This window comes from Pseudomonas entomophila, from assembly GCF_023277925.1.
GTDB classification, from domain to species: Bacteria; Pseudomonadota; Gammaproteobacteria; order Pseudomonadales; family Pseudomonadaceae; genus Aquipseudomonas; species Aquipseudomonas entomophila_D.
Window position 1 is genome coordinate 5,650,438 of the sequence record NZ_CP063832.1, and the last position, 14,656, is coordinate 5,665,093.

The window sequence follows — 14,656 nt, forward strand, 5'->3', positions numbered from 1 at the left end:
CACGGCACGAACCTCGCTGGCATGCCTGTGGCAGGCAGCGCATAGTCGTTCATCCAGAACAACAAGGCAGAGGCGGCCATGACCAAGACCCTGCATCACCGAGCCTGTCACCTGTGCGAGGCCATCTGTGGCCTGAGCATCGAAGTCACCCATGAAGACGACGGGCGGGCGCGTATCAGTTCGATCAAGGGCGACCCGCAGGACTCATTCAGCCGTGGGCATATCTGCCCCAAGGCGGTCGCCCTGCAGGATATCCAGGAAGACCCCGATCGCTTGCGCCAGCCCCATCGACGTATCGGCGACCAATGGCAGGCGATTGGCTGGGACGAGGCTTTCGAGCTTGCCGCAGAACGACTGTGGGCGGTCCAGCAGGCTCATGGGCGCAATGCCGTGGCGGTGTACCAAGGCAACCCCAGCGTGCACAATTATGGCTTGATGACCCACAGCAACTACTTCCTCGGGCTACTCAAGACGCGCAATCGATTTTCTGCCACCTCAGTGGACCAACTACCGCAGCACCTGATCAGCCACCTGATGTACGGGCATGGCTTGCTGTTGCCGATCCCGGACATCGATCACACCGACTTCATGCTCATACTGGGTGGCAACCCATTGGCCTCCAACGGCAGCATCATGACTGTGCCAGATGTGGAGAAACGTCTGAAGGCGTTGAAGGCCAGGGGAGGGCGCCTGGTGGTGGTCGATCCTCGTCGCAGCGAGACGGCGGCAATGGCCGACACGCACCTGTTCGTCCGCCCCGGTGGAGATGCGGCGTTGTTGTGCGGCGTGTTGCATACACTGTTCGCGGAAGGCCTGGGCCGCAGTTCGCACTTGCCGGTCAACGGGTTGGAGCAGGTGCGTGAAGCCATCGCTCCCTTCGACGCTGGCACCATGAGTGCGTTGTGTGGCGTCGCGCAGGACGACATCCGTCGGCTGGCGCGTGACTTCGCCGCAGCCGAGAGGGCCGTGTGCTATGGCCGGATGGGTGTTTCCACCCAGGCGTTCGGTTCGCTGTGTCACTGGCTGGTGCAATTGATCAACCTGGTCACCGGCAACCTCGACCGCGAAGGGGGCGCCTTGTGTACCGAGCCTGCGGTGGATCTGGTCGCCAGCATCTCGGGTGGGCATTTCAACCTGTGGCAGAGCCGGGTTTCCGGGTTGCCGGAGTATGGAGGTGAGTTGCCGGTTTCGGCCTTGATGGAGGAAATCTTCGAGCCTGGCGAGGGGCAGGTGCGGGCGCTGGTGACAGTGGCCGGCAACCCGGTGCTGTCCACGCCCAACGGTCGGCGCCTGGACGACGCGTTGGCGGGGCTCGACTTCATGCTCAGCATCGATCTGTACATCAATGAGACCACCCGTCATGCGGACCTGATCCTGCCCTCAACCTCAGCGCTGGAAAACGACCACTACGATTCCACGTTCAATCTCCTGGCAGTGCGCAATGTCACCCGTTTCAACCGGGCGATCCTGCCCAAGCCGGAAGGTGCCTTGCATGACTGGGAGATTTTCGTTGGTTTGGCGCAGGCTTTCGCCAAGCGGGCGCAGGTCGAACTCAAGGCGACACTCCCGCCGGCACAGATGATCGACATCGCCCTGCGCAAGGGGCGTCATGGCGACTTGTCGCCGCTGCAGTTGTCCGTGCAGGCGCTCGACCAGCATCCCCATGGCCTGGACCTGGGGCCGCTGCGGCCGAACCTTGCAGCGCGCCTGGGCACGGCCAGCCGGGCGGTTGAGGCGGCGCCTGCGGTTCTGCTCGCCGACTTGCAGCGGCTTGCCCGGCAGGCGCCGCTCGCCCCTGGGCAACTGCTGCTGATCGGCCGTCGCCATGTGCGCAGCAACAATTCATGGATGCACAACTTCCACCGGCTGGTGAAAGGCAAGCCACGCCATCAATTGCTGATGCACCCGGATGACTTGCACCTGCGGCAATTGCAGGACGGCCAGACCGTTCGAGTGCGTTCGCGTACCGGTGTGCTCGAAGTGCAGGTTCAGGCCAGCGAAGAGATGATGCCAGGCGTGGTCAGCCTGCCCCACGGCTACGGCCATGCCCGCCAGGGCGCGCAGTTGCAGATCGCCAGTGCGCAGCCCGGCGTCAGTGCCAACGACCTGACCGACGAGCACCTGCGCGACGGTGTTTCCGGCAATGCCGCACTCAATGGTGTGCCGGTGGAGGTGGAAGCCGCCTGAGGATCGGCAAGGCCGAGCACGCCGCTCGGCTTTCCGCTACAATGCGCCACCGTGCCGACGATCACGTCGGAAAGTTCAGCCGAGGTGCTTCATGGATATCATCGAAACAATCAAAGAGCAGATCGCCAACAACACCATTCTGCTTTACATGAAAGGCTCGCCGAATGCCCCGCAGTGCGGCTTCTCGGCCAAGGCGGCGCAAGCCGTGATGGGTTGTGGCGAGAAGTTCGCCTACGTCGACATCCTGCAGAACCCGGAAATCCGCGCCAACCTGCCCAAGTACGCCAACTGGCCGACTTTCCCGCAACTGTGGGTTGCCGGTGAACTGGTCGGTGGCAGCGACATCATGAGCGAGATGTTCGCCAACGGCGAACTGCAGACCCTGATCAAGGAAGCTGCCGCCAAGGCCAAGGCTTCCGAGGCCTGATCCGGTCCTTGCACACAAAAAGCCCCGCGATTGCGGGGCTTTTTGTTTTCTGAATTGATTCGGTGGGTGCCCTTGTAGGCGCTTATTCTTCGCCCATCTGCGATTGCAGGTAGTTCTCGATGCCGATCTTGTCGATCAGGCCTAACTGAGTCTCCAGCCAGTCGATGTGCTCTTCCTCGGATTCGAGGATGTCTTCAAGCAGTTCACGAGAGCCGAAGTCACCGGCGGTCTCGCAATGGGCGATGGCAGCCTTGAGGTCGGCGTGGCCCTTCTTCTCGATCTTCAGATCGCACTCGAGCATCTCTTTGGTGTGCTCGCCGATCAGCAGCTTGCCCAGGTCCTGAACGTTGGGGATGCCTTCGAGGAAGAGAATACGCTTGATCAGTTTGTCAGCGTGCTTCATCTCGTCGATGGATTCCTTGTACTCGTGCTTGCCAAGCTTGTTCAGGCCCCAATCTTCGTACATGCGCGCATGCAGGAAGTACTGGTTGATTGCGACCAGCTCGTTTCCGAGGATCTTGTTGAGATGCTGGATGACGCTTACGTCGCCTTTCATGATGGGGTCCTGCCCTATGGAAGTTGAGTCAATGAATACAAGTTTGAGCCTGGCTACCCCCTGTGTCAAACCTAAGTTATTGAATAATAAGTGAAATTTAATCGGAATAAGAATGTTTGTGAACCGCGTTATGGCGCTAACTTATTGAATTGCAGGAATAAAAAAACCGGACGCGAGGTCCGGTTCTTCAAATTCTGTTTTGTTACGCCGCGTTGAATTCAACGGGGTAGGGCAGCACGGTCTGTTGGCTGAGTTGCAGCTCGGTCAGGGTTTCACGCACCACCTGCTTGGCGAGGCAGGCGCACTTGCCACATTGGCTGGCGACATTGGTGGTGGCTCGAACTTCCTTGTAGCTGCAGCATCCTTCGTAGATCGCATCGCGGATCTGTCCGTCGGTGACACCGACACAGAGACACACATACATAAGGGCTAACCATCGCGGGTTGAGTCGATGGGTTGGAGAGTAATGGTAATGAGAATGCTTGTCAAAGCACTTTCTGAAAGGGCCGCCCTTGAGCGACCGGTGGTAGAGATTCGGCCTGTCACCCTAAGCCGTGTATGATGGTCGGCCTTTGTCGGATTCCGGGTGGGCTTGTCTCATCCGGACAAGGTTTTACCCCTCATCAGGAGAAATCGAATGAGTGTACTCGTAGGCAAAAAAGCCCCTGACTTCACCGTACCGGCCGTGCTGGGCAACGGCGAGATCGTCGACAGCTTCAACCTGGCCTCGGCCATCAAGGGCAAGTACGGCCTGGTGTTCTTCTACCCGCTGGACTTCACCTTCGTCTGCCCGTCCGAGCTGATCGCCCTGGACCACCGCATCCCTGACTTCCAGGCGCGCAACGTGGAAGTGATCGGCGTGTCGATCGACTCGCACTTCACCCACAACGCCTGGCGTAACACCCCGGTCAACAACGGTGGCATCGGCCAGGTCAAGTACACCTTGGCTGCCGACATGACCCACGAAATCTGCAAGGCCTACGACGTCGAGTCCGAAGGCGGCGTGGCCTTCCGTGGTGCCTTCCTGATCGATACCAACGGTGTTGTCCGTTCGCAGATCGTCAACGACCTGCCGCTGGGTCGCAACATGGACGAGCTGCTGCGTCTGGTCGATGCCCTGCAATTCCATGAAGAGCACGGTGAAGTCTGCCCGGCCAACTGGAAGAAAGGCGACAAGGGCATGAATGCTTCGCCGGAAGGTGTCGCGGCTTACCTGAGCGAGAACGCTGGCAAGCTGTAATTGCCACGCGAATAAAAAAACCGGCCTTCGTGGCCGGTTTTTTTTGTTTCAAGCTGTCAGCTCAATCGTTGAAATCGCGCCAACCGCCCATCTCTTTCCAGCGATTGACGATGCCGCAGAACAGCTCGGCGGTCTTCTCGGTGTCGTAGCGTGCCGAGTGTGCCTCGCGGCCATCGAAGTCGATGTCAGCGCTCTGGCAAGCTCGTGCCAGCACGGTCTGGCCGTAGGCGAGGCCGGCGAGCGTGGCCGTGTCGAAGCTGGAGAACGGGTGGAACGGGTTACGCTTGATATCGTTGCGCGCCACCGCGGCGTTAAGGAAGCCGAGGTCGAAGCTGCTGTTGTGCCCGACCAGAATCGCCCGCTTGCAGCCGTTGGCTTTCAAGGCCTTGCGCACGCCGCGGAAGATTTCGGTGAGCGCGCTTTCCTCGCTCACTGCCATGCGCAGCGGGTGGTCCAGCTTGATGCCGGTGAACTCCAGCGCGGCCGCTTCGATGTTGGCCCCTTCGAACGGTTCGACCCGGTAGAAATAGGTGTGCTCGGGGAACAGGAAGCCTTTCTCGTCCATACCGATGGTCACGGCGGCGATTTCCAGCAGCGCGTCGGTGGCACTGTTGAAACCGCCGGTCTCGACATCGACTACTACCGGCAGGTAACCGCGGAAGCGCTCGGCCATGGGGTGGCGCGAGCCGCTGCTGACCTGGCTGTCCTGGTCGTCTTCGTAGAGGTCTTCGCTCACGCGTTGTCCTCCAGCAGGCGCCAGCGCAGCTTTTCACCTGCACGCAACGGAATCACGGTGTTGTCACCAAACGGCAGGCTGTCCGGCGCGGTCCACTCGTCACGCACCAAGGTGATTGTGTCGGTGTTGCGCGGCAGGCCGTAGAAGTCCGGGCCGTGCTTGCTGGCGAAGCCTTCGAGCTTCTCAAGCGCGTTGCGCTGCTCGAACGCCTCGGCGTACAGCTCGATGGCGGCATAGGCGGTATAGCAACCGGCGCAGCCGCAGGCGGCTTCCTTGGCGTGCTTGGCGTGGGGTGCCGAGTCGGTACCGAGGAAGAACTTCGGATTGCCGCTGGTGGCGGCATCCAGCAGTGCGACCTGGTGAGTGTTGCGCTTCAGGATGGGCAGGCAATAGAAGTGTGGACGGATGCCACCGACCAGCATGTGGTTGCGGTTGTACAGCAGGTGTTGAGCGGTGATGGTTGCGCCGACATTGGCCGAGGCCTCGGTGACGAACTGTGCGGCATCGGCGGTGGTAATGTGCTCGAACACCACTTTCAGCGTGGGGAAACGCTCCACCAGGCGGCGCATGTGCTCGTCGATGAAGCGCTTCTCGCGGTCGAATACGTCAATCTCGCTACGGGTCACTTCACCGTGTACCAGCAGTGGCATACCAACTTCTGCCAGTGCCTCTATGGCCGGGAAGATGTTGTCGATGCTGGTCACGCCTGAATCGGAGTTGGTGGTGGCACCGGCCGGGTACAGTTTGGCGGCGTAGACGATGCCACTGGCCTTGGCCGCGCGGATATCCTCGGGGCTGGTGCGGTCGGTAAGATAGAGCACCATCAGCGGTTCGAAGCGGCTGCCGGCCGGGCGAGCGGTGAGGATGCGCTCGCGGTAGGCGCCGGCTTCAATGGCATTGCGAACTGGCGATACGAGATTGGGCATGATGATAGCGCGGGCGAAGGTGCGCGCCACGTCGCCGACGGTATGTTGCAGCACGGCACCATCGCGCAGATGGATGTGCCAGTCGTCGGGGCGCAGGAGGGTCAGGCGATCGGACATTGGGAATACCAGGCGGGTCGAACTCAGAAGCCAATCGTACCGGAAAACCCTTGTTCAAGCACGGCTATCAAGTTTTCCGACGAGCGACCGATAGCCTTGAGGTAAGCCGTCAGAATCTGTGGAGCCGCCCGTGCGCCAGCGTTACCTAGCCCTGTTCACCCTCGTCGCCAGCTTGCCGGCCGGGGCCCTGACCTTCCAGACTCGCGTGGAGAACGTCGCCTGGAAAGTCGAGGGTGACCAGTTCGAGTGTCGCCTGATCCAGCCGATCGACGGTTTCGGCAGCGGTGAGTTCGTGCGCCGCGCTGGCGAGCAGCCGACCTTCCAGTTGCGTTCGGACAGCAATGTGCTGGGTGCCGGCTCCGCCACCCTGCTGGCGGCGGCGGCACCCTGGCAACCGGGGCGTGGCGACGTGAACCTTGGCGCTGTGCGCATGGCCCGCACCGGGGTGTTGTTTACCTCGTCACAGGGCCAGGCCAGTCGTTTGATCAATGGCCTGCTCGATGGGCGCAGCACGGTGGTGCGCAACTATACCGGCGAAGGTGGGCGGCCGATGGAAGTGCACGTGCTACCTGTGAGTTTCACCAAGGCATATGGTGACTACCAGGCATGCGCCGCGAAACTGTTGCCGATGAACTTCGACCAGATCCGCCAGACCCAGGTCGGCTTCCCTGGCGCAGGTATCGAGCTCGACGCCTCGGGGCGTGCGCGCCTGGACGTGATCCTCGATTACCTGAAGGCCGACCCTTCGGTCAACCATATCGAGCTCGACGGCCATTCCGACAACAGCGGCAATCGCCTGACCAACCGCGACACCTCCCGCCGGCGCGCCCTGGCCGTGGCCGAGTACCTGAAGGCCCATGGTGTGCCGGATGATCAGATCACCGTGCGCTTCCATGGCGAGCGCTACCCACTGGCCAAGAACAACAGTGCCGCCAACCGTGCGCGCAACCGCCGAGTGAATATCCAGCTCGACCGTGTGACCCCGGTGGAGAAACCCGTGGAAAAGCCCGCCGCACCTGTGGTTCCGGCCGCGGCCGCGCCGATTCCGGCCGCTCCTTCGGCTCCTGCCGCAGCGCCCGCGAAACCTGTGCCCGCAACCAAGGCCTGAGTGCGACCACGGGTCGCGCCCTCGACAGTTCCTGTCGCTTTGTCGTCACAAGCTGTCGCCCCATTGTAAATTTTTCGGCAAGGCCGGTAGAATCACGCCTTTCCGTACAATCCCGTGGAGTGATGGCATGGCGGACGTAAAAAAGGTCGTATTGGCGTATTCCGGCGGCCTTGATACTTCGGTGATTCTCAAGTGGCTGCAGGACACCTACAACTGTGAAGTGGTGACCTTCACCGCTGACCTGGGGCAGGGCGAGGAGGTCGAACCGGCCCGCGCCAAGGCCCAGGCGATGGGCGTGAAAGAAATCTACATCGATGACCTGCGCGAAGAGTTCGTGCGTGACTTCGTTTTCCCGATGTTTCGCGCCAACACCGTCTACGAGGGCGAGTACCTGCTGGGTACCTCCATCGCCCGTCCGCTGATTGCCAAGCGTCTGATCGAGATCGCCAACGAAACCGGTGCCGACGCCATTTCCCACGGTGCGACCGGCAAGGGTAACGACCAGGTGCGTTTCGAGTTGGGCGCTTACGCGCTCAAGCCTGGTGTCAAGGTTATCGCCCCGTGGCGCGAGTGGGACTTGCTGTCCCGCGAGAAACTGATGGACTACGCCGAGAAGCACGGCATCCCGATCGAGCGCCACGGCAAGAAGAAATCGCCGTACTCGATGGACGCCAACCTGCTGCACATCTCCTACGAAGGTGGCGTCCTGGAAGATACCTGGACCGAGCACGAGGAGGACATGTGGCGTTGGAGCGTCTCGCCGGAAAACGCTCCGGACCAGGCCACCTACATCGAGCTGACCTATCGCAATGGTGACATCGTCGCCATCGACGGCGTCGAGAAGTCGCCTGCCACCGTGCTTGCCGACCTGAACCGCATCGGCGGTGCCAATGGCATCGGCCGCCTGGACATCGTCGAGAACCGTTACGTCGGCATGAAGTCTCGTGGCTGCTACGAGACCCCGGGCGGCACCATCATGCTCAAGGCCCACCGCGCCATCGAGTCGATCACCCTGGACCGCGAAGTCGCTCACCTGAAGGATGAGCTGATGCCGAAGTACGCCAGCCTGATCTACACCGGCTACTGGTGGAGCCCCGAGCGCCTGATGTTGCAGCAGATGATCGACGCCTCGCAGGTCAATGTGAACGGTGTCGTCCGCCTGAAGCTGTACAAGGGCAACGTCACTGTTGTAGGCCGCAAATCCGACGATTCGTTGTTCGATGCCAACATTGCGACTTTCGAGGAAGATGGTGGCGCCTACAACCAGGCTGACGCAGCAGGTTTCATCAAGTTGAATGCACTGCGCATGCGGATCGCGGCCAACAAGGGGCGTTCGCTGCTCTGAGTCTGGATGGTGATGAAAAAACCCGGCCTTGCCGGGTTTTTTATTGCCTGTCGCTCAGGGAGGGTGATGATTGTTCGGTGGAGTTTCGACATTGCCCTGCATGGGGCTGACCGTGAACTGGATGCATGTGCGTGTATCGAGGTTGTACAGCGTCCAGCGCCGGGTCGCTCGATGCGGGCGATTGATCAGGCGCAGTACCTGGTTCTCGATCAGCTTGCGGCTGTCCGGACCGGAGATTGCGATGACCATGGGTTCTTCGTTTGAATCAAGTGACTTCTCGGCAATGGTTCGTGGCGCCAAGCTCTCGGGAGGTGTGCTGGAGATCTGGGAGGGCGATGTTTTGTCTGGGGGGGCGCAGGGCGCTGGCGCAGCGTGCTTGTTGGGGGCGAACAACGTATTGCTGTTGAAGTTGAGCGTCAGGAAAAACAATACAGTCAGAAAAAAAGGAAACCCCACCAGGAACCATGTGTAGATGGTCTGACTGCTTTCGCTCAGGAATGGCAGCGAAGCCAGTGCCGAGGCTTCGATGACACCGGCGAACACGGCGATGAGGGCCAGTGGACTGATTGATTCTTGACTCATGATAAGTGCCTGCGACGGGTATAGCTCATCAGTAGCCTGTTTGACGCCACAGGATAAGCCGGTGTTGTTTCCTTGTGAGGAAAACCGACTTATCGAGTGATGGGCTCGAATATTCTGCGCAAGGCGTTGAAGTTTCCTGCACAGAATGTAAATGATTTGCGATTTTATCCAGGTCGCGCCAATGCTATTTTTTTAATGCTGCAACCTGCAAGGCCCCGGCCTCGATTATCGGGGAGCGTGTAGGAAATTTCCTTTAACTGAGTAAGTAGTTTCTTTGAATGTCTCTGCCAAGGAAACCGTTGCATAAAGCGTTGCGATGTTCGGTTATGGTGGAGTGTCGTAATTAAAAATAACGAAACAATGGATATCGCATGAACAAAGTGCTGATCGTGGATGATCACCCGGTCATTCGCCTGGCGGTACGCATGCTGATGGAGCGGCATGGTTACGAGGTGGTGGCGGAAACCGATAACGGTGTGGATGCCTTGCAACTGACGCGAGAGCATCTACCCGATATTGTCATTCTGGATATTGGAATTCCCAAGCTCGATGGGCTGGAAGTCGTCGCCCGGGTAACCCTGGTCAGTCCTGCGAGCAAGGTGCTGGTACTGACCTCTCAGGCACCGGGGCATTTCTCGATGCGCTGCATGCAGGCAGGCGCCGCTGGTTATGTCTGCAAGCAGCAAGACCTGACAGAGTTGCTCAGTGCGATCAAGGCTGTGCTGTCAGGCTACAGTTACTTCCCCAATCAGGCGTTGCACAAGGGCAGGACCGGGGTGGGCGGCGGAACGGAAGTAGAGATGGTCGAACGTCTCTCTGGCAGGGAGATGATGGTGTTGCAACAACTGGCGCGCGGCAAGAGCAACAAGGATATCGCCGACAGCATGTTCCTCAGTAACAAGACGGTGAGTACCTACAAGACGCGTTTGTTACTCAAGCTCAATGCACGGTCTCTGGTGGATCTCATCGAGCTGGCCCAGCGTCACGGTCTGGCCTGAATGCCGAAGAAAAAGCCTCCGTTCGGGAGGCTTTTTCTTGACTGTGCTACAGGTCGTAGTCGAAGTCGGCCAATTGCTTCTGCAGGCGTCGTTCTTCCAGCATGTTGTCAATGGTGCGGCGCTTGCTGAGGTTGGTCTTGGCCGGTTCGGCCTGTGGTTCCACGTCCTCGTCCGCGCTCTGGAAATCTTCGTCGATAGCCAAGTCTTCTTTATCGGTGCTCATGCGTCACTCCAAGCCAAAGGGCCCTTGGCCGTCCTTATAGCGGGAATCACGAAGCGGGTAAAAAAGATTTTTTCAATCGTATTCAGCAGTTTTTACCTATCGTCTCAATCGTCCGAAGTCTTGTGCTTGTATTCGCAAAGGTCCTCGATACGGCAACTGCCGCAGCGGGGCTTGCGGGCCTGGCAAACGTAGCGCCCGTGCAGGATCAACCAGTGGTGGGCGTCGAGTAGATAGTCTTTGGGGACGAACTTGAGCAGCTTCTTCTCTACTTCCAGCACGGTCTTGCCGGGGGCAATGCCCGTGCGATTGCTGACGCGGAAAATGTGCGTGTCGACTGCCATGGCCAATTGGCGGAAAGCGGTGTTGAGCACGACGTTTGCGGTTTTGCGCCCCACCCCGGGCAAGGCTTCGAGTGCTTCACGGGTCTGCGGCACTTCACCATCGTGGTGTTCGACCAGCAGGCGGCAGGTCTCGATGACATTCTTCGCCTTGCTGTTATAGAGCCCGATGGTCTTGATGTAGTCACTCAACCCCTCCACGCCAAGCGCGTGAATGGCTTGAGGGGTATTGGCCACGGGGAACAGGCGCGCGGTAGCCTTGTTGACGCCCACATCGGTGGCCTGGGCCGAGAGGATGACGGCGATCAGCAGTTCGAAAGGTGTTGAATAAGCCAGTTCGGTCTTGGGGTCAGGATTGTCTTCATGCAGCCTGCGAAAGATCTCCAGGCGTTTGGCGGCATTCATGGGGTCAAAGGGTTCCTTGACGACGGGGTGAGGTAGGCGGGCGCAGGTGATTGTACAAGCCCAGCAGCAGGCCGAGCAGTAGAAGGGCGCCAGGGGCGAGCTGGGCAATATGCAGCCCCAGCCAGTCATTTGCCAGCTGGCGGCAGGTGGCCAGTACCAGGCAAGTTAGTAACAGCCCGCACAGGTTCATCAGCAATGGGCGCCAGCGGCCCGTGGCGGGTAGCCGCAGGTCAATGATGAGGCACGGCAAGGCCAGGAGCGTCGGGTAGTAATCCAGGGTCAACGCCAGGGGCAGAGCCCAGGCGCGTAACCCCAGTTGCAGGCAGGTCGCCAGGGATGCCGCCAGCATGAGGCTCGCATACAGGCGCGGCAGCGGGGCGAGAACGTTGCGTAGCGGGGCCATCAAGCCTTGGTGAAGGCTCACCAGCAACAGGCTGCAAACGGCTATGGCCGCACCCTGCACGATTGTCCCGGTCGCGCCGATCAGGGGGGGCAGGCCGGCAATCAGCAACCAATATCTGTTCATCGGCGGTCCTCGCTGCTCAGCAGTGGCTTATGCTCGTCGAAGTAGCGCAACGCATCCTGAATGGCGTCGATCACGGCGCGTGAGGTCACCGTCGCTCCGGCCAGTTGGTCGAATGCACCCAGATCGCGCTTCAGCGCCCAGGCCTGTTCGGGAGGGGCGTCACGTCGACTACCGATAAACTGGTCGAGCCAGTGCGATGTAGGGTTGGCCAACTGGTCGCCCAGGCCGGGGCTTTCTTGCTGCTGGAGGACCCGAACGCCGATCAGCCGGCCTTGTGCATCAATAGCAATGGCCAACTCGATCGGCCCACCATAGCCCTGCAGCCCACTGCGCAGTACGACAGCTGCCGGCTTGCCGGCACGCGTTGCGCGGTAGCCGGCAAGCAGGCGGCTGTGGCGCAAGGTCGTGTCTGCCAGCTTAAGCGGGGCCAGCAATGGCTGGTTGTCATAGCTGCCCTGTGGTAGCACCGCCAACCACTGGCGCTCCTGCAACTGGCGCTCGGCTTGAGCAATACTGTCGGCGGTCCAGTGTCGCCAGGCCAGGCTGAGGCCCACGCTTAGCCCGGCGACCGCAATCAACACGAGGGTCGTGCGCACGCGAGCGTTCATGCGTGCACCTGTTCTCGACGCTCAGCCCAACGATCCAGACCTGGTGCCGTCAGGTTCATCAGCAGGATGGCGAACGCGGTGCCGTCGGGAAAATTGCCCCAGATGCGAATCAGGTAGATCAACAGGCCACAACCCATGCCGAACACCAGGCGGGCAAGTGGGCGCCGGCAACCGGAAACCGGCTCGGTGGCAATGAAGAACGCGGCAAGCATGGTCGAGCCCGAGAGCAGGTGCAGCAGTGGTGAGCCGTGGGAGTCTGAGCCTGAACCATTCCAGCCCAGCAAGCTGCACAGGAGGATGGCTCCAAGCAGGCCCGTGGGGGCGTGCCAGGTGCACACCTTACGTTGCAGCAGGAACAGGCCGCCCAGCAGGAATGCCAGGTTCACCCATTCACTGCTGCGTCCCCCCAGATAGCCGAAGGCCGGGTTCTGGTTGAACAACTCGTCGATCGTCAGGCTGCGATTGTGCTTCAGCACATCGAGCACGGTCGGGCTGGCCCAGGCGTCGATCTGCTCGCCTGGGTTGAAGGCCTGCCGCAGGCTCTCGATCAGGCCGACCGCCTGCTCGGGCCAGTGGTGCATTTGCTGGGGGAAGCTCAGCAGGACGAATGCGTAGCCAACCATGGCCGGATTGAACAGGTTGCGGCCGACGCCACCAAAGGCCTGTTTGCCCAGGCCGATGGCAACGACCGTGGCGCAGAAAGGCAGCCACCAGGGAGCCTGGCTGGGCAATGCAGCGGCAAGTAACACCGCGGTTACCAGTGCGCTGAAATCACCCAGGGCGCTTTCCATGGGCTGTTTGCGCAAGGAGAGTAACAGCGCCTCCGTGAGCAGTGCGGCACAGGCGCATAGCATCAGGTTGATCAGCACGCCCCAACCCTGCAGCCAGAACAATGCCAAAATACCCGGGGCGCAGCCCAGCAGGACCACGCCCATGGCGTTGCGCAGGCGCGGGTCAGGCGCTGGCATGGCCTTGCAGCTCTTCGAGGTGTTTGCGGGCGTGCTCGGCGGCGGCCTCCAGAACATACAGCTGGGCGAGTTGAGTAGCGTCGGGGGCTGCGCCCAGGGCGATGCGTGCCTTGACCAGTTGTGCCTGGTTCATTGCCACGGCCATTTTGGCCTGTTTGAGTGCGGCATCGCTTGCACTCATCGAGGTCGCCAGGCGCTGACGGGCTTCGCGTTCCACCTGGCGTTGCGCTGCTTCGCGACGCAGGCGCGCCTCACGGCGTTCGTGGCGATGTCGGGCCTGATTGCGACGCTGACTGCGTGCCTGGCGCTGTTCGTCGGTGTGGGCATGGCCATCAACGATGGGCACCACGTTGTCCGGTAGGGGGCGCATATCGATACAGTCGACCGGGCAGGCGGGCAGGCAGAGGTCGCAGCCGGTACATTCAATGGCAATCACCGTGTGCATCAATTTGCTGGCGCCGATGATGGCGTCCACAGGGCATGCCTGGATGCACTTGGTACAGCCGATGCATTCGGCTTCACGGATATAGGCGACTTGTGCGGGGGCCTGGCCGCGCGTGGTGTCGGGCGCGATGACCGGTACTTGAAGCAGCTCGGCCAGGGCAGCGATGGTCTCGCGGCCACCGGGCGGGCACTTGTTGATCGCTTCGCCCGCCGCCAGGCCTTTGGCGTAAGGTCGGCAGCCAGGATGACCGCATTTGCCACATTGTGTCTGCGGCAGCAGGGCGTCGATGCTTTGAATCAGACTCATTGTATGAGTATTCCGTTGAGCCCGGAGAACGCCAAGGCCATCACGCCGGCTCCGAGCAGTTCGATCGGCAAGCCGCGCAAGGCCACGGGAATGTCCGCATGGCGGCTGCGTTCGCGCAGGTCGTTGAACAGGACGAGAGCAAACCAGAAGCTCGCGCCAGCCAATGCCCCCCGGATCAGGGGCTGCCATGGGCCGTTGCCCTCTTCAGTGAGTTGCAACAACAAGCCTAGCAGCCCGACATTGCCCATCAGCAAGGGTTGCAGATCCTCCGTGGGCCAGTTCGGGCGAAGCCGTTGCAACACATGCGGCAGGCCCCACGCCAGGGCCATCATCAACGGCACGAACAGGAACAATTGCAAGCCCTGCCATTGCAGCGGGGCGAGTACGTAGCGTTCCAGCAACACACCGCCAGGAAGCCCGAGCAGAAACAGAAGACCACTGCACAGGCCGAGCACATGCAGTCGGTCGCGCTCGGCTTGCCCCGGCTGCAAGGCCAGGAGATTGATCAACGTGGCGCTGACCAGAACCAGGACGTAGTCGCTCATGACAATGCCTACCGCCTCGGGATGCCGTGATTATCCGGCAGCAGGTACTGGATGGAAATGCCCCGGCCAA

The 14,656-nt window shown here is 60.7% G+C and carries 17 protein-coding genes and 1 pseudogene; 6 read left to right on the forward strand and 12 right to left on the reverse strand.

Annotated elements, in window-relative coordinates; genetic code table 11:
- Window positions 1-78: 78 nt before the first annotated feature.
- Together IM733_RS25005 and grxD are read left to right on the forward strand one after the other, a co-directional pair.
- Entirely contained in the window at window positions 79-2,187 is a 2,109-nt protein-coding gene (locus IM733_RS25005) for a molybdopterin-dependent oxidoreductase (RefSeq protein WP_248918923.1), read from the forward strand.
- A gap of 91 nt (window positions 2,188-2,278) precedes the next feature.
- Entirely contained in the window at window positions 2,279-2,614 is a 336-nt protein-coding gene (gene grxD, locus IM733_RS25010; RefSeq protein ID WP_011532518.1) for a Grx4 family monothiol glutaredoxin, read from the forward strand.
- A gap of 82 nt (window positions 2,615-2,696) precedes the next feature.
- On the opposite strand, the gene bfr is transcribed toward grxD, so the two are convergent.
- Both bfr and IM733_RS25020 read right to left on the reverse strand, forming a co-directional pair.
- A complete protein-coding gene (bfr, locus tag IM733_RS25015; protein WP_166884408.1) occupies window positions 2,697-3,170 on the reverse strand; it encodes a bacterioferritin in 474 nt (157 codons plus the stop codon).
- Window positions 3,171-3,372: 202 nt separating this feature from the next.
- The gene (locus tag IM733_RS25020) at window positions 3,373-3,594 is read right to left on the reverse strand and encodes a bacterioferritin-associated ferredoxin (RefSeq protein ID WP_248918924.1); all 222 of its coding nucleotides are present in this window, start codon (window positions 3,592-3,594) and stop codon (window positions 3,373-3,375) included.
- A gap of 213 nt (window positions 3,595-3,807) precedes the next feature.
- On the opposite strand from IM733_RS25020, the gene IM733_RS25025 reads away from it, so the two are divergent.
- Window positions 3,808-4,410, forward strand: a complete 603-nt coding sequence (locus tag IM733_RS25025) for a peroxiredoxin (protein ID WP_009684560.1) — start codon at window positions 3,808-3,810, stop codon at window positions 4,408-4,410.
- 61 nt (window positions 4,411-4,471) lie between these two features.
- Here IM733_RS25025 and rnt read toward each other — a convergent pair whose 3' ends face one another.
- Both rnt and pyrC read right to left on the reverse strand, forming a co-directional pair.
- A complete protein-coding gene (rnt, locus tag IM733_RS25030) occupies window positions 4,472-5,083 on the reverse strand; it encodes a ribonuclease T (protein WP_432760443.1) in 612 nt (203 codons plus the stop codon).
- 59 nt (window positions 5,084-5,142) lie between these two features.
- Window positions 5,143-6,189 (reverse strand): dihydroorotase, encoded by a 1,047-nt coding sequence (pyrC, locus tag IM733_RS25035; protein ID WP_248918926.1) that lies wholly within the window; start codon window positions 6,187-6,189, stop codon window positions 5,143-5,145.
- A 130-nt stretch (window positions 6,190-6,319) separates the two neighbouring features.
- On the opposite strand from pyrC, the gene IM733_RS25040 reads away from it, so the two are divergent.
- A complete protein-coding gene (locus IM733_RS25040; RefSeq protein WP_248918927.1) occupies window positions 6,320-7,297 on the forward strand; it encodes a flagellar protein MotY in 978 nt (325 codons plus the stop codon).
- A 127-nt stretch (window positions 7,298-7,424) separates the two neighbouring features.
- The gene (locus IM733_RS25045) at window positions 7,425-8,642 is read left to right on the forward strand and encodes an argininosuccinate synthase (RefSeq protein ID WP_003254941.1); all 1,218 of its coding nucleotides are present in this window, start codon (window positions 7,425-7,427) and stop codon (window positions 8,640-8,642) included.
- Window positions 8,643-8,696: 54 nt separating this feature from the next.
- Here the strand turns inward: IM733_RS25045 and IM733_RS25050 are convergent, their stop codons facing one another.
- The gene (locus IM733_RS25050; protein WP_248918928.1) at window positions 8,697-9,224 is read right to left on the reverse strand and encodes a hypothetical protein; all 528 of its coding nucleotides are present in this window, start codon (window positions 9,222-9,224) and stop codon (window positions 8,697-8,699) included.
- A 371-nt stretch (window positions 9,225-9,595) separates the two neighbouring features.
- Here IM733_RS25050 and IM733_RS25055 point away from each other — a divergent pair, with 371 nt between their 5' ends.
- Complete coding sequence (locus tag IM733_RS25055) at window positions 9,596-10,222, forward strand: response regulator transcription factor (RefSeq protein WP_248918929.1); 627 nt, start codon at window positions 9,596-9,598, stop codon at window positions 10,220-10,222.
- Between the two features lie 46 nt (window positions 10,223-10,268).
- Here IM733_RS25055 and IM733_RS25060 read toward each other — a convergent pair whose 3' ends face one another.
- The 7 genes and pseudogenes from IM733_RS25060 to IM733_RS25090 form a co-directional block, all read right to left on the reverse strand.
- Window positions 10,269-10,445: a PA3496 family putative envelope integrity protein gene (locus IM733_RS25060; protein ID WP_011532526.1), complete on the reverse strand. Its 177-nt coding sequence runs from the start codon at window positions 10,443-10,445 to the stop codon at window positions 10,269-10,271.
- 104 nt (window positions 10,446-10,549) lie between these two features.
- Window positions 10,550-11,188 (reverse strand): endonuclease III, encoded by a 639-nt coding sequence (nth, locus tag IM733_RS25065; protein WP_248918930.1) that lies wholly within the window; start codon window positions 11,186-11,188, stop codon window positions 10,550-10,552.
- Between the two features lie 4 nt (window positions 11,189-11,192).
- The gene (locus IM733_RS25070) at window positions 11,193-11,714 is read right to left on the reverse strand and encodes an NADH:quinone oxidoreductase (RefSeq protein ID WP_248918931.1); all 522 of its coding nucleotides are present in this window, start codon (window positions 11,712-11,714) and stop codon (window positions 11,193-11,195) included.
- A complete protein-coding gene (locus IM733_RS25075; RefSeq protein WP_248918932.1) occupies window positions 11,711-12,322 on the reverse strand; it encodes an RnfABCDGE type electron transport complex subunit G in 612 nt (203 codons plus the stop codon). Before IM733_RS25075 ends, IM733_RS25070 begins: the two co-directional genes overlap by 4 nt.
- Window positions 12,319-13,290: an RnfABCDGE type electron transport complex subunit D gene (locus IM733_RS25080; protein WP_248918933.1), complete on the reverse strand. Its 972-nt coding sequence runs from the start codon at window positions 13,288-13,290 to the stop codon at window positions 12,319-12,321. The genes IM733_RS25075 and IM733_RS25080 overlap by 4 nt, the downstream gene beginning before the upstream one ends.
- Window positions 13,286-14,041 (reverse strand): annotated as a pseudogene (locus IM733_RS25085) (RnfABCDGE type electron transport complex subunit B); the annotation flags it as partial. The pseudogene IM733_RS25085 and the gene IM733_RS25080, both read right to left, overlap by 5 nt.
- A complete protein-coding gene (locus IM733_RS25090) occupies window positions 14,038-14,586 on the reverse strand; it encodes an Rnf-Nqr domain containing protein (protein ID WP_248918934.1) in 549 nt (182 codons plus the stop codon). The gene IM733_RS25090 and the pseudogene IM733_RS25085, both read right to left, overlap by 4 nt.
- Window positions 14,587-14,656: the final 70 nt, after the last annotated feature.

Excerpts from the sequence above, each read along its gene's own strand:
- IM733_RS25005 (WP_248918923.1), top strand. The coding sequence starts at position 79 with ATGACCAAGACCCTGCATCACCGAGCCTGTCACCTGTGCGAGGCCATC.
- grxD (WP_011532518.1), top strand. The coding sequence starts at position 2,279 with ATGGATATCATCGAAACAATCAAAGAGCAGATCGCCAACAACACCATT.
- bfr (WP_166884408.1), bottom strand. The coding sequence starts at position 3,170 with ATGAAAGGCGACGTAAGCGTCATCCAGCATCTCAACAAGATCCTCGGA.
- IM733_RS25020 (WP_248918924.1), bottom strand. The coding sequence starts at position 3,594 with ATGTATGTGTGTCTCTGTGTCGGTGTCACCGACGGACAGATCCGCGAT.
- IM733_RS25025 (WP_009684560.1), top strand. The coding sequence starts at position 3,808 with ATGAGTGTACTCGTAGGCAAAAAAGCCCCTGACTTCACCGTACCGGCC.
- rnt (WP_432760443.1), bottom strand. The coding sequence starts at position 5,083 with ATGGCCGAGCGCTTCCGCGGTTACCTGCCGGTAGTAGTCGATGTCGAG.
- pyrC (WP_248918926.1), bottom strand. The coding sequence starts at position 6,189 with ATGTCCGATCGCCTGACCCTCCTGCGCCCCGACGACTGGCACATCCAT.
- IM733_RS25045 (WP_003254941.1), top strand. The coding sequence starts at position 7,425 with ATGGCGGACGTAAAAAAGGTCGTATTGGCGTATTCCGGCGGCCTTGAT.
- IM733_RS25050 (WP_248918928.1), bottom strand. The coding sequence starts at position 9,224 with ATGAGTCAAGAATCAATCAGTCCACTGGCCCTCATCGCCGTGTTCGCC.
- IM733_RS25055 (WP_248918929.1), top strand. The coding sequence starts at position 9,596 with ATGAACAAAGTGCTGATCGTGGATGATCACCCGGTCATTCGCCTGGCG.
- IM733_RS25060 (WP_011532526.1), bottom strand. The coding sequence starts at position 10,445 with ATGAGCACCGATAAAGAAGACTTGGCTATCGACGAAGATTTCCAGAGC.
- nth (WP_248918930.1), bottom strand. The coding sequence starts at position 11,188 with ATGAATGCCGCCAAACGCCTGGAGATCTTTCGCAGGCTGCATGAAGAC.
- IM733_RS25070 (WP_248918931.1), bottom strand. The coding sequence starts at position 11,714 with ATGAACAGATATTGGTTGCTGATTGCCGGCCTGCCCCCCCTGATCGGC.
- IM733_RS25075 (WP_248918932.1), bottom strand. The coding sequence starts at position 12,322 with ATGAACGCTCGCGTGCGCACGACCCTCGTGTTGATTGCGGTCGCCGGG.
- IM733_RS25080 (WP_248918933.1), bottom strand. The coding sequence starts at position 13,290 with ATGCCAGCGCCTGACCCGCGCCTGCGCAACGCCATGGGCGTGGTCCTG.
- IM733_RS25090 (WP_248918934.1), bottom strand. The coding sequence starts at position 14,586 with ATGAGCGACTACGTCCTGGTTCTGGTCAGCGCCACGTTGATCAATCTC.